Source organism: Terrimonas ginsenosidimutans (genome assembly GCF_022012415.1).
GTDB lineage: Bacteria > Bacteroidota > Bacteroidia > Chitinophagales > Chitinophagaceae > Terrimonas_A > Terrimonas_A ginsenosidimutans.
The window spans coordinates 155,621-168,899 of the sequence record NZ_JAKLTR010000004.1 but is presented as its reverse complement, the minus strand read 5'-3'; the positions used below and the strand labels follow the sequence as shown (position 1 = coordinate 168,899).

The following is a 13,279-nucleotide window of genomic DNA, read 5'->3' as shown; positions in this document are numbered from 1 at the left end:
CAACAAACTTGGGTTGCGACTGCTTTCGGGGGCAGAGCAAATTGTTATTCAAACTCTTCTGAAGCTGGCCCTCGGTCATTGGTCCCCGGCTAATTACCGGATTTTACCAATGTCAATACTTCGCAGCGAATTCTCTTGCGAAATCTGCCAGCTTGATCTTTCCTTCAACGGGAGAACCCTCCTTTATAAAGTGAGCCGGGATGCGGCCTTCACGGAAACCTTTTCCCATTTCTGTATACAGTCCGGCCAATTCTGCCGGTAATCCCGCCTGTGTGAGTGCTCCGAGAAATTGTTCATCGGTCATTTCTGCCCAGGGAAGATTTTCTTTGCCCACAGCTTTGCCAAGTGTTGCAGCCAGTTGTTCCGCTGTTTTGATATCACTGATCACGTAACGGATCTTTTTACCGGCAGAAACCTGTTGCAGTTCTTCAGCCGCGGCTGCTGCGATGTCTGAAGGATGAACAAGGGGAAGGTTTGTTGCTGCAGGATAGTTTGCTCCCATGATGCCTAAGGCGCGGATCACAGGTAAGTCATTATAGAAGTTGAGATAGAAATATCCGGCTCGAAGGAATGTTACAGCAACTCCATCAAGTTGGTTATATAGTTGTTCAATATTATACAGACCTGCGATCGGTCCTGTGCCCGAAGGAAGGTCAGCGCCAATGCTGCTAAGCATCACCACCTTTTTTACGCCTGATTTTTTGATGGCTTCAGCGAATGACTTACCAGCTTCTGTCGTATTACTGATGATATTGCTTCCGCCGAGGTTGGGAGGGGTCATTGCAAATACTGCGTCCGCGCCGGTGAATGCGTTCGCAAGAAAGATGGCGTCCGTCACTGATCCGACTGCAGCTGTGGCGCCGATCGCCCCGATCGCAGCTGTTTTTGCTTCATCGCTTGTGATGATCGTAACAGCATGACCTGCTTTTACTAATTGTTCTGCCAGTGGTTTGCCTGTATTCCCGAGGGAACCTGTAAGTGTAAATTTCATGTTGAATGTGTTTTGATTTCCGGGAACAAAGTTATCTTTGTACTTACTTTTAGACAAGTACTTACCCTAAAGTAAGTGATATGGCAAAGATCAAAGAATCGTCAACAATACAGGAGAACAAACAGTATGCGATCCAGAAATGTCCTGTTTCGTATGTGATGGAAATGATCGGTGGTTACTGGAAGCCGATCATTATTTATCATCTTTCATCGGGTGATAAGCGGTACAATGAATTAAAAAAAGCGATCCCGGCGGTTACAGAAAAGATGCTGATCCAGCATCTGAAACAGCTGGAGGCGGATGGGTTGGTAGTGCGGGAATCGAAACCTGTTGTACCGCCCTTTGTTACATACAGGTTGAGTTCAGCAGGCAGGGGTATGATGCCCATGATCAACGCTATGGCGGAATGGGGCCTTGATCATATGAAGGGCAAATTTTAGAGTGTTTCTTATATAAATGTAAAGCGGCCCCAGGAATAGGGCCGCTTCTTTTCAAAAAATAACTGCTAAAATGGGTAAGTACTAAAACACTCTTCTATTGACGCTTTCTTCAAGCGACTATTTGATAATCTCTTCGAGGGTTGTCTGTAACTCTTCGCCACGGACATTCTTTGCAACGATCTTGCCGTCTTTGTCAAGAAGGAAATTCTGAGGGATGGCTTTTACATCATACAGCTTTGCCACTTCATTGTCCCAGAAGTTCAGATCGGATACGTGGGTCCAGGTCAGCTGATCATCATGGATCGCTTTCAGCCATTTTTCTTTTGCCCCGGGACGATCAAGAGATACGCCCAGCACGGTGAAATCTTTATCCTTGAATTTTTGGTATGCCAGTACAACATTAGGGTTTTCTGCGCGGCAGGGACCACACCAGCTTGCCCAAAAATCGACCAGCACATATTTCCCTTTAAAAGACGCGAGGCTGATCGGGTTACCTAAGGTGTCATTTTGTGTAAATGCAAAGGCTGGTTTACCGATCTCCAACTCCCGCGCGATATTGATCCTGTTCTGAAATGCAATGCCCGCAGGAAGCTTTTTCACAGATGCCCCCAGCAGATCATAGACTGGCTGCGCTTTGCTTGCATCTATGGAATAGCCTGTGTATTGAGCAAGTGCATAAATAGCGACAGGCGATTTCTTACCATTTACCTTTACGAATTCCTTGTATACTTTTTCATTGAGTTCTTCTTGCAGGTTGTCGATCTGTTTACGGATGCCGACTCCCGCGATTGAATCTTTTGATTTACGCGTTGCGCTAAGATCTGCATACAATTTTGTGAATCGTTCATCGTAAGAAGCAACCTGCTTCTTTAATGACTCATAGTCTTTGTTGGAGTTGGAGCCGGTTACTACCGTCGCACCCAATGAATCACCGGCTACTGCTTTCAATTTGCCTGGCTCTATATAGAGACTGAAATTGTCCCGGTTGAAAGATGGTCTCGCTTTTACGTTCTCATCTTTTACCGCCACAACACGCAGCTGGGCGAGAATAGGTTCGTCAAGTAATGAATTAAAGACAACCGATTTCTTGTCGGGCGTGATCAGTACACTATCTGTAAAACGGAATTTTGTAGTGGTATTATAGTACGTGAAAAACACTTTCTCTACAGGATATTTTAGTGACGCCAGATCAACGGTCAGTTGTAATGGCTTTCCTGTTGGTTTTGGCTGTGGTTTTACTTCTGTTTGCTGCGCCATGGCTGGCATAAAAGCTGCTGTTGCCAGGGTGAATGCAGCGATCTGTTTAATGCTTCTCATACTGGTTGATTCCCTTTTGATAATGATGAAATGAAAGTATTTATGAAGGCGGGGACAAAACATACAAGGAAGCCGGAACGCCTGTGGAGGCGAACTTATAAGCAGCAATCTCATCATCCCACCGCATCGGATGCGGGGTAGGATTTGGCACCTTTTATCAACCGATAGAGGTTGCCAAGACATCATCGGGCCTATCCCTCCGTCTTTCTTGATAAGTTTTAAGATCTCCGTCGATGACACGAAAATAAAGAAAAAATATATTAGTCCACCAAATTAATGGACTTTAATTTCAGCCGGCAGGCAAAAGAGATTAATGTGGGGGAGTAATTGGCAATGAGCTGCCCGTCTTTACCGGTTTAGCGCGGCCTTTGGCAATTGATCAGGGATTGAGCCCGATCATGTAAATGCTGTAAGTAATGACTATTTTTGTGCCGCCATACCACAAACTACCGGCTGCATGTCAATCGAATTGATCAATCATATCAGTAAGCACATATCTATCGATCGGAAAGACCTTGAGTCGGTCGCCGGATTTTTTACGCCTGTACAGGCGAAGAAGAAAGAAAACCTTGTAACAGCAGGGCTGCATTGCAAATACAACTACTTCGTGGTAAAGGGATGTATGCGCATGTATTTTATTACAGAACATGGCTCAGAGCAAACCATTCAATTTGCGCTCGAAAACTGGTGGATGACAGATCTGGAGGCTTTTAACAAAGGTAAAACGGCCTCGTTATCTGTTCAGACCATTGAGTCCTGTGAACTACTCGCAATAGATAAGCCTTCTATGGAGAAAATGCTGGCGACTCACCCCCAAATGGAGCGCTACTTCCGAATGATCTATGAACGGGCTTATTCCGCTTCTTTATTCCGTGTACAATTTATCTTCCAGTTTTCTAAAGAAGATTCCTACCTCCATTTCAGCAATGCGTATCCGAATTTCGTTCAGCGGATCCCTCAAAAGATCCTGGCCTCCTTTCTTGGATTCACGCCAGAATACCTCAGTGAGCTCAGACGGAAAAGAGTAAAAATAGGACTAAGAGGAAAAGCGGGAAAAGATCGAAAATCTTAGATAAACCGGTTTTCGAAGATGCCAGCCTATTTTCCAACCTTCTCCTCAGCTTCTTAAACCAGCTTAAGTTTTTTCTTCCCTGTTCTTCCCATTTTTGTGGGGTCAAAGAAAATTATCATAGTAAAAAATAAATAACATGGAACCAAGATTCAACATTCAAAGCGTTGTGCCAGCAGCGTACAAAGCGATGCTGGGCCTGTCAGCTTACCTGGGATCAACTCAGCTTACAAAAGTTCAGCAGGAGCTGATCAAGATCCGCGCCTCCCAGATCAACGGCTGCGCTTTTTGTATTGATATGCATACGAAAGAGGCGCTTAATATTGGTGAGACGCCTCAACGGATCTTTCTTTTGAATGCCTGGAAAGAAACAGATCTGTTTACGGAAGAAGAGAAAGCTTTACTGGCCGTTACAGAAGAGATCACGCTTATTAGTCAGCATGGTCTGACCGAAGAGACCTATCAGAAAGCAAAGCGGTATTTTTCTGAAGAGTTTATAGCGCAGACCATTATTGCGATCGTAACGATCAATGCGTGGAACAGGATTGCTGTTAGTACACATCTGCCAGTGGCGAAATGATCTTGATTGCTTTGCTCATCTGGAAGCCTGGAGTGAATGTATGGCTTCCATGTGAGGCGGTCTCAAGTGGCTTATGGTCGTAGGAGTATCGCGAAGAGCGCGAAGCAGCCGCGAAGGACGCAAGGAAATACCTGGCGACTTCTGCGGCTGCTTCGCGTTCTCTGCGATACTCCCGATGTTGCTGTATTGACCTCACGGCTATAAGTCTCAAACGGCGCCTTCCGCTGTTTAAAAGAGTAGATAGTAGTTTAATTTTTTATTAAGGAATTGAAATCTCAGCTGTCTTCTTTGCTGTCCCTTTCAATAAAAGTTATCTTTAGGTTACTACTTCTGAGAGGAGTATCGATCAAAAGAGAATAGATGAAAAAGCAATTCAAGCTTAAGGAAGAAGATATCAGGCAGCTCATCACTCCGATGGGTGGTTGTGTTGCTACAGATAAAATTACTGTACATGGCGAGCCCGTGGACTACATGGTAAGGGAAGAGCCTTTGAATGATATTGATAGCGGCTGGCAATTCTTCTCAGGAACAGAAACGCAGGAATATCTCGACGATGCAAAGAACAGCATGGTATTCGATGTTAATACCATTGCGAATTATGATCCCTCCATTATCCCTTACCTGAAACTACCTGTTGGATCCCAATTGGAGAGGGTGAGAGGAACGAATCATTTCAATATTATTCCCGGATGACCTGAAAAGTCCATTCACGGGTCTTTATTCCGTAAGTTTCGCACAGCGGTTTTTTTATCGGTTTTTTCAGGTAAATTAGGATAACGGATATTTCCGGTGATCATTAAACCTGAGAACCATGAAACGCTTTCATTTCCTGACCTCAGTAATGGCGATTGCTGTTACGCCATTTTCTGCTCTTGGCAGAAACCTGAATTTCTTCACGCGCAGCAAAGTATTTAAAACAAGATCCGGTGAGGGACGAAAACATGGTCATATCCAGCTGAAAGGTGTTAATGCAAATGTTCTCGATGTGAAAATATCCGGGAATGATACCGATGGTGATCTTGCGGTCTTCGAGCAAACATCTTTGTCTCCCGGCAGGGGCACTCCGTATCATATTCATCCGAACCAGGACGAGATATTTTATGTGTTGGAAGGGAGTTATCGCTTTAAAGTTGGTGAGGAACTTTTTGACCTGACTGTGGGTGAGTCTATTTTTCTTCCACGCGCTGTTCCTCATGCCTGGACACAGGCTTCGGAAAAAGGGAAGATGATGGTGATATTGCAGCCGGCCGGTAAGTTGGAGAACTTTTTCATTGCCATGGCCGCATTGAAAGCAGAGCCTGATCAGGCAACAATTAAAAAGATATTTGCTGAAAATGAAATGGAAGTGGTTGGGCCGCCATTGGCATTGAAGTAAAAAGGATGGCATTGTGGGATGGTCTTTGATATAATTAGCGACCCTGAAAGTTAATACCAATAACAAAGCCGCCGGAAATTCCCGGCGGCTTTGTTATTGGTATTGCATTGATGCTCTTAGAACTTGTACGCCACGCTCAGTCTAAGGCTGCGCGGAGCTTCAGACTGCCAGTAGTATGCATTCAGCCATGAATACCATGAACCGGAGTACAGGTATTTGTTGAGCACATTAAAGACATTACCGGTAACACGTACGTTGTTTTTCTCCCAGAACAAACCTGTATCAAGTTTGAAGTAGTCAGGAATTTCCGCACCACCTGCAGGAGGTGTTTCCCAGTAGGTCATCCGATCGCCCAGGTAAGAGAAGCCTGCAGAGATGCCTGTTCCTTTCAATGCGCCATCCTGAACTTTATACGTCAGCCACGCATTAGCCGTGTGTTTTGCATAGCTGGGCACATAGTCGCCCACTTTCATACCCGGGATATTATTTGCGTTCAGTTCGGTTATTTTAGATTCGGTGAGCGCATAGTTTGCCACAAGTGTAAGACCTCTTGCAACAGTACCTCTCAGATCGAACTCAATTCCCTGAGATCTTTTTTGACCAAGTTCAATGCTGAAGCCTGAGTTGGGCGGGCTGTTGGGATCAGCAACAAGCTCGTGCTCTTTCAGGATGCGATAAACTGCCACCGTTGTGTTCCAGCGTCCATTCGCCCAATCCCGTTTGATGCCGAACTCAATATTATTTCCTGTCAGTGGTTTTACTTTAGCGCCACTGGTAAGACGGCCATTCTGCGGTGTGAATGCCTGGTCATACAAGGCATAGATAGCTGTTTCATGATCGATGGATGCGCTTAATCCAAAACGTGGAGTGAAACGTTTTGCTTCCTGCGGTTCGCCTCCATAAGAAGCTTGTTTGATATTTGTATAACGTCCGGCGATGGTAAGACGAAGGCGGTTGTCAAGGAAGCTGATCTCATCCTGCAGGTAGACACTGCTGTAACGCTGATCGATCAAACCTCCGGCAGTTGTGGCGCGTTGCTCAATCGGCAGGCTTCGGTCAAATGAAGGATAGCCATTGTTGGGTGGTCCGAGATAAGGATTTCTTGGATCGAACTCACCGCCAGCTGTATCAAGATCGTGAGACTGTGACCAGTCAGCAAAGTATTCTTTGTTGCTGAGATCAAGGCCACCGAGGATCTTATGCATTACACGTCCTGTTTGGAACTGACCGTTTACAAAAGCCTGACCCATGGTCATACGGCTTTTCGCATCCCAGAGACTGATATTGCGGATCATGGTACCATCTGGGTTTACAATGCTCGGCCAGCTGGAAGAACCTTCCTGTCCGTAGTTATAGTAAGCCAGTTGCGCTGTGAAGCTCCAGTCACTGTTGAATTTGTGATCCAATTGAACTGAAGCGCTATGGTCATTGATCTTTGTACCGGGTACACCTGCAGGCAGCATCGTGAATTCTTTAGGATACACTGCATAGCCGTCCGGAGCAAATACGTAGTAGGATCCGACGTTGCTCATATTTGCACGCTGATAAATGTATTCAGCAGTCAGCTTTGTTTGTTCATCGAGCTGGTAGGAGATGACCGGTGCCAGCGTGTATCGGTCATTGTATTCATTGGGGCGGTGGGATTTTTTATTTTGTGCCGCCATATTCAAACGATACAGCAGTTTACCGTCTTTGCTGAGTTTGCCATCAAGATCGAGCGCAGTACGATACAGGTCGAAGCTTCCAACGGTCAGTGATACTTCACCTTTGGTTTGACCTGTCGGACGTTTCGTTACAACATTGTACAGGCCACTTGGGTCACCGCTTGAAAGCATGAATCCTGCCGGACCTTTTACAAATTCGATATGGTCAACAAAGCTCATGTCTTCAGTGAGCGGGCCCCAGTAGGAGCTTACTACATTGAAGCCATTACGGAATGCCTGCACCTGGGAACCGCGGGAGCTGATATTCGTATACATATCACCCCAGTGTTCCAATCGAACGGCGCCACTGACATTACGCACCAGTCCATCGCTCATGCTGATGATTTGTTGATCCGCCAGTGCTTTATTGGTAACGATCTGAATATTCTGAGGCGTTTCCAGTACTGGTGTTCTTAAACGGAGCGAAGAAGAAAGTTTATTTGTTTTATAACTGTTGATCTGGCTTTGCACAATTACTTCTTCCAGTTCTCCCTGCGTCAGTTTTAATTGAATGTTGACCTCCTTTTGCTCATTGTCAGCAATGGTCACGGTTTCCTGGAAGGTTTCATATCCTACAAATGATACTTCGAGTTCATAAGTGCCAGCATTGAGGTTGCGGATCTGGTAAGAACCATCTGCTCCGGTGGTTGTACCACGAACGCTTTTCTTGATCTTAACGTTGACGTTTGCCGCTGGCTGCCCTTCAGAGGTAGTTACCTTGCCGTGAATACCGCTATTGACTTCATTGGCCAGCAGTTCGACGGTGAATAGTAACATGCAGACAGGCAACAGCATGATGTTTTTAAATAATGTCAGATTAGGTAGTCTCATTGTTGATCGATTTTGCATTGAAAAAAAAGCAAGTCAGTCGTTAGTGCCGCCATTAGCAGCGCGATAAAAGTGTGCGAAAGTACAGGCGTTGTAAAGAGGCTTGCTTGCTAAGAAGGGAAAAGCGTCTTACGAAATACGGAAACCGGGGATAAGATGACAGCAGTATGACAGACCTTACAGGTGGTGAGCGCAAAATGGGATCAGATTATTTTAATGTATAAACTTTGAATTGATCAGGATCATTTTTGCGAAACGGGTAGTGGCGGAATTTGGAGGGCTTGTAGTGCCGGTTTTTTCGACGGGAGCGTTGAAAGACTCTGTTTACATTTTTTGCCGGACGGGCAAGGCGTTTTTTTTCGACGGGAGGTCGAAGGGTCCGTTTACTTTTTTTGCCTTGATGCAAAAAAAGTAACAAAAAAAGATCAAGGCTACGCGCAAATAGCCAGCCCCGCACTCGATGCGGGGGCTAAAAATTATGGGCTGCACCTGGCACTAAAATAAACTCGCCGGAGGAGGGTTTTGGATTGAGTGGCGTGTTGGCTCAGACAATATTTTAGCGCCCTCGCCTGCGGCTCGTCGGTTATGCCCATAATTTTTTTAACGCCATTTGCGCTAGGCCGCCGCTCTTAAAGCGGGCAGAAGGCCTTGACATAAATGTAGCCTCACGGTTCTCGCAGGTTTTCTGTTCTCTTATTACAAACGTATAAATAGAAGAGTGCCCTTTTCAAATTATGATACAGCAACTGAGATATAACGAATCTTCTTCGCAACCGAATCTTCCCCTCTCAACGCCCCCGGCCTTGGAAAAAATGGCGTTAAGAAAATGGGAGGCTGGCACCGTCTGAGCCACACCGAAGGTGTGCGAAGGCGCCAAAAACTGTCTGAGCCCAACACGCCAATCAATCCTAAACCTGGACGGGCGAGTTTTTTTTGGTGCAGGTGACATCCTCCCATTTTTAGCCATTTTTTCCCAGCCTTGATCTTTTTTTGTTACTTTTTTTGCATCAAGGCAAAAAAAGTAAACAGAGTCTTCGACCTCCCGTCGAAAAAAAAAGCGCCTTGCCCGCCGGCAAAAAATGTAAACGGAGCCCTTCGACCTCCCGTCGAAAAAAAACGCCTTCCCGTGCACGCTGTACTGCCGGCAGGCAGTTCATTCCACTATCCTGCTGTTTCATCCATTTCCCTTTGCAATTCCCCCGCTCTTCGTCCACTTTTACTGGTTGAATATCAATGAGCTCTTTAAAATGTCGTTTTTCTTCTATCCCACGCTCCTTGGGCCCGGTAGTTTTGTGTCCTAAATCAAAAAATAATGAACCGATACAACGTTTTCAACACGATCCACAAAGGCCTGAGATCTTTGATGTATGACACGGCAGCAATGATTCAGCGGACGGATTTTAGTGTAAACACCGCTGCTGAAACAGTAGCCCGTGTAAACTGGGTGATGGATATCTTTGATGAGCATGCACGTCATGAAGATAAATTCCTGCTTCCCCTGGCATTCAAGAACAATGAAGCCCTGGCGCAGGAATTTGAGAAAGAGCATGAGGTAGATCATCGTTTATCAGACGATCTCCGCACCGCTTTGAAGTCATGGGAAAATGCGGGCAATGATGCAGAACGCATCACGGCAGGTCAGGCGATCTTCTTTGCATTTAATGAGTTCATCGCTTTTAACCTGTATCACATGAATAAGGAAGAGAACGTTTTATTACTGAACTTGTGGACGCATTATACTGATCAGGACCTGCTGGCTGCGGAGAATGCAATTGTGCAAAGTATTGATCCGGCAACGCTGATGGAGGAAAGTAAATGGATGATGCGCAGTATCAGTAATCCTGAGATCATCGGATGGTTGAGTGGCATTCGTCACGCTGCGCCGCCACCGGTATTTGATATTTACCTGTCATTGGCAAAACAGGAAGTGCCGGCCGACAGGTTCGCTGAAGTAGCCGCTGCTTTAGGTGTTTCTACAGCGGCCTGATCAACATTAACCTGCTAAACCTTATCTAATGCAGATCACTTACAAGGAGTTCAAACCATCCTTTCACCTCAAACCTTTTGTGGAGGATTACTGGTACCAGGTCTTTGATGGTGCACCGGATGAATATTCGCCACTGCAGGTTTGTCTTCCCTTAGGTATGGCACAGATCATCTTTCATGTTAACGGTCAGGAATGCTCTGTATTTGCCGGAGGAGAATGGCATCGTTTGCCCGATGCGTTTTTTGTGGGCGTTTATCGAGAAACAGTCACCTGGCGTGCAAAAGGTAAATGCGTTTGTTTTGGTATAAACCTCAAGCCGGAGATACTCGTGCAGTTGTTCAAGGTCCCTGCTTCTGCTTTATTCAATTATTATACAGATGTAGCAAACTTCATGAATGCACGCATCAGTTCTTTTGCAGACCAATTGATGGGAGTGGAAGATGCGGACACACTTGTTCAGTTGACGGAAGCTTACCTGGAGAACAGGATCCGCCAGATCCGTTTTGAAGAAAGCTGCCTGCATCATGCAACAAGATTGATCCGTGATTCAAAAGGGACCATCACTGTCGATAATATTTGCAAAACATTGTACATCACAGAGCGGCAATTGCAACGTAACTTCAAGGACAATATTGGCGCAAGCCCTAAAACTTATACACGGATCATCCGTTTTAGGAATACCTATCGGGATCTGAAGAAGAATTCCTGCGAAAAGATCTCCTGGGCATCACTTTCATTTGATCATGGCTTCAGTGATCAGTCACACATGATCAGGGATTTTAAGGAATTTTCGGGCGTGAATCCTTCGCTGATCGTTTCAGCAGACGCCCCATATTACCAGCTAAGCTGTTCTTGATCCTTTATGAAAAACAGACATGGTAGTAGCACCCTGGCTCTGTTATAGAAAAAAATAAAGGTTTAAAAGTTGATTGTTCAGTTGTCAGAAAGTTACCAGGTCTTTCAACGCTGAAACTTTTAAACTTTTAAACCCTTGACTATAGATAGCCACCAGCTTACAATCCCATTTTCTCTTTGCAGGTTTGCTTACCGCGTTTAAAGAGCCAGAAGTTTCGTCCTGTTGCTGCCAGCACTCCGGCGGCACCGCCAAGATAGCTGAAGTTGTGCATCATTCCCACTGCGAGATAATTCCTGACATGTTGGACATTCCCATTTATATACCATTTAGAAGGAGTGCCTGACAGATTTGTAAAACCATAGATCAAGCCGATAAGTCCAAATATCAATGCAATGGTCAGCACTATTACAAATGATTGAATTGCTCTGATGAACATGGCCTGCCAATCCCTGAAGATCAATGATGACAGGCCAATAAAAAGCCCGATCCAGAAGCCGAACCACCAGGTGGCACGAAACCCCACTACTGCAGCTGCCCATCTGGGGTGGCTAGGGAGGTTGTCACTGGAGTGGCTCATCATCCCAAACTGAATAAACTTGAACTTAGTATAATATTCTTCTGAAATTGAATAGGTGAGTTGATCATGAAGTGCTCCATAGATGCCCGCAGCCAGCATAGCACAAAAAACGATCAACAGCAGTGTCAATGATTTTTCCATTTTATTTTAGATCCTTCTCCCGGAAGAATTCCATAGAAAAGTAAAGATTATGCTATCGGAATTATTCCTTCATCCGCCAGATCCATGATCGTTAAAAATAAAAGTATTAATTCAAGCAGCAGAAATACAACAATAAAGATCATAAACAGCCTTTGCGTATACTTTCTGCGTCGGAATGTGAACGATGCGATCAATAGCGATAGTTGGGTAGCGATGAATGGAATCAGGACAAATGTTACGATAAGAAAAAACAGGAATGCCGAGAGGCCGGAAAGAAATACCGGGGAGACCATTGTACCATCAGCATAGCCTGTGGTAAGAACAAGAATACAGTGAACGATCACTGTCAGGATCGCCAGCGTGAATAGCAGCCCAAATCCGGGAGGGATTTTGCGATCTCTACGCTCGATCTCGGTCAATTCTTTGTCAAGAAGGTCATTCATCCGGTGATTTGAGTATACAAAATAAGAAACGGGACCTGATAAATCAAGCCCCGTCTCACTGACAAGTTCAATCGTTGAGGAACTGTATGAACTTATCGTAAACCTACCACCTGCGAAATATATGAAACCTGTAACCTATAATTTGTATTTAAGACCGATCTCCAGACCCAGCGTTGAGTTGTATGTTTTGGCTCTGTTAGCCGGATAGTTCACATACTCTTTGTCTTCTGCATTAGTGAAATCGTAATCGAACCTCACGCCGGTTGCGAGCAGGATATTTTTAGACAAACCAAATTCAACACCTGCATTTGCCACACCGCCGAAAGTGATGTCTTTGTATACATCTTTGGTATCTGTTTTAAGACTACCTGCTTTCAATTCTGAATTAGTGAGTATGCTTAATTGGGGACCAAGTTTACCTACAAACGCAACATTCTTGCTGAATGGCGTGCGATAGCTCGCGTACAGGGGGATCTTTACATAGTCATTCTTCTGATCGTATTCTGTACCTGCAAGATCAAATTTTCTTCCCTGCAATGAATACAAGGCATCAAGACCGATTCCCCATTTTGGCGAGAATGCATATTCAACACCTAGCCCGAAGTTTCCTGTGAATTTTGATTTGCTTTCGAAGCCATTCGCATCCTTGTCATCCGAATTGTTCATCCATCCAAGAGCGGGAGATCCTTTCACACTTAATGCCCATTTACTGTCTTGTGCGTTGATAGTATTAAAAGATGCAGCCAGTAATGCAATAGCTATAACGCTTAATAATCTCTTCTTCATAATAAAAATTTTTCTTTAACATTAATCGTCTGTTGTTTCTTAATCTTTCTGATAGCGCTAATCAGGAACAAAATTCGGAAGCGCGGCGATGGTGGAAAAGGTCTGTTTGTATGTTTTTTATGTCTATTTCGGAACTAAGAGGAAAAGGAGTGAAGGCGGGTAGTGAATGAGTTGTTAATAGTGGAA

At 44.9% G+C, this 13,279-nt stretch carries 14 protein-coding genes and 1 riboswitch; of the genes, 7 read left to right on the top strand and 7 right to left on the bottom strand.

Annotation, left to right across the window (positions count from 1 at the left end):
- Positions 1-112 precede the first annotated feature (112 nt).
- Positions 113-991, bottom strand: coding sequence for an NAD(P)H-binding protein (locus tag LZZ85_RS08285; protein WP_237870549.1), 879 nt, complete (start codon positions 989-991; stop codon positions 113-115).
- An 80-nt stretch (positions 992-1,071) separates the two neighbouring features.
- Between LZZ85_RS08285 and LZZ85_RS08280 the strand changes: the two genes are divergently transcribed.
- On the top strand, positions 1,072-1,431 hold the full coding sequence (locus tag LZZ85_RS08280; protein ID WP_237870547.1) for a winged helix-turn-helix transcriptional regulator: 360 nt from the start codon (positions 1,072-1,074) through the stop codon (positions 1,429-1,431).
- Positions 1,432-1,548: 117 nt separating this feature from the next.
- Here the strand turns inward: LZZ85_RS08280 and LZZ85_RS08275 are convergent, their stop codons facing one another.
- Positions 1,549-2,748 (bottom strand): peroxiredoxin family protein, encoded by a 1,200-nt coding sequence (locus LZZ85_RS08275; RefSeq protein ID WP_237870546.1) that lies wholly within the window; start codon positions 2,746-2,748, stop codon positions 1,549-1,551.
- Positions 2,749-2,855: 107 nt separating this feature from the next.
- Positions 2,856-2,966, bottom strand: a riboswitch (SAM riboswitch).
- A 239-nt stretch (positions 2,967-3,205) separates the two neighbouring features.
- Between LZZ85_RS08275 and LZZ85_RS08270 the strand changes: the two genes are divergently transcribed.
- The gene (locus LZZ85_RS08270) at positions 3,206-3,820 is read left to right on the top strand and encodes a Crp/Fnr family transcriptional regulator (protein WP_237870544.1); all 615 of its coding nucleotides are present in this window, start codon (positions 3,206-3,208) and stop codon (positions 3,818-3,820) included.
- Positions 3,821-3,956: 136 nt separating this feature from the next.
- Entirely contained in the window at positions 3,957-4,397 is a 441-nt protein-coding gene (locus LZZ85_RS08265) for a carboxymuconolactone decarboxylase family protein (protein WP_237870542.1), read from the top strand.
- On the opposite strand, the gene LZZ85_RS08260 is transcribed toward LZZ85_RS08265, so the two are convergent.
- Positions 4,369-4,608: a hypothetical protein gene (locus tag LZZ85_RS08260; protein ID WP_237870540.1), complete on the bottom strand. Its 240-nt coding sequence runs from the start codon at positions 4,606-4,608 to the stop codon at positions 4,369-4,371. The genes LZZ85_RS08265 and LZZ85_RS08260 overlap by 29 nt on opposite strands.
- Before the next feature lie 149 nt (positions 4,609-4,757).
- Here LZZ85_RS08260 and LZZ85_RS08255 point away from each other — a divergent pair, with 149 nt between their 5' ends.
- Complete coding sequence (locus tag LZZ85_RS08255; protein ID WP_237870538.1) at positions 4,758-5,090, top strand: DUF2185 domain-containing protein; 333 nt, start codon at positions 4,758-4,760, stop codon at positions 5,088-5,090.
- Positions 5,091-5,208: 118 nt separating this feature from the next.
- Positions 5,209-5,772: a cupin domain-containing protein gene (locus tag LZZ85_RS08250; RefSeq protein ID WP_237870536.1), complete on the top strand. Its 564-nt coding sequence runs from the start codon at positions 5,209-5,211 to the stop codon at positions 5,770-5,772.
- 116 nt (positions 5,773-5,888) lie between these two features.
- Here LZZ85_RS08250 and LZZ85_RS08245 read toward each other — a convergent pair whose 3' ends face one another.
- A complete protein-coding gene (locus tag LZZ85_RS08245) occupies positions 5,889-8,306 on the bottom strand; it encodes a TonB-dependent receptor (RefSeq protein ID WP_237870534.1) in 2,418 nt (805 codons plus the stop codon).
- Positions 8,307-9,615: 1,309 nt separating this feature from the next.
- Here LZZ85_RS08245 and LZZ85_RS08240 point away from each other — a divergent pair.
- A complete protein-coding gene (locus tag LZZ85_RS08240; protein WP_237870532.1) occupies positions 9,616-10,290 on the top strand; it encodes a hemerythrin domain-containing protein in 675 nt (224 codons plus the stop codon).
- Positions 10,291-10,318: 28 nt separating this feature from the next.
- Positions 10,319-11,146, top strand: coding sequence for a helix-turn-helix domain-containing protein (locus LZZ85_RS08235; RefSeq protein WP_237870530.1), 828 nt, complete (start codon positions 10,319-10,321; stop codon positions 11,144-11,146).
- 157 nt (positions 11,147-11,303) lie between these two features.
- Here the strand turns inward: LZZ85_RS08235 and LZZ85_RS08230 are convergent, their stop codons facing one another.
- From LZZ85_RS08230 to LZZ85_RS08220, 3 genes are all read right to left on the bottom strand, one after another.
- Complete coding sequence (locus LZZ85_RS08230) at positions 11,304-11,864, bottom strand: hypothetical protein (protein ID WP_237870528.1); 561 nt, start codon at positions 11,862-11,864, stop codon at positions 11,304-11,306.
- A gap of 47 nt (positions 11,865-11,911) precedes the next feature.
- Positions 11,912-12,307: a hypothetical protein gene (locus LZZ85_RS08225; RefSeq protein ID WP_237870526.1), complete on the bottom strand. Its 396-nt coding sequence runs from the start codon at positions 12,305-12,307 to the stop codon at positions 11,912-11,914.
- 135 nt (positions 12,308-12,442) lie between these two features.
- The gene (locus LZZ85_RS08220) at positions 12,443-13,093 is read right to left on the bottom strand and encodes a porin family protein (protein ID WP_237870524.1); all 651 of its coding nucleotides are present in this window, start codon (positions 13,091-13,093) and stop codon (positions 12,443-12,445) included.
- Positions 13,094-13,279 lie beyond the last annotated feature (186 nt).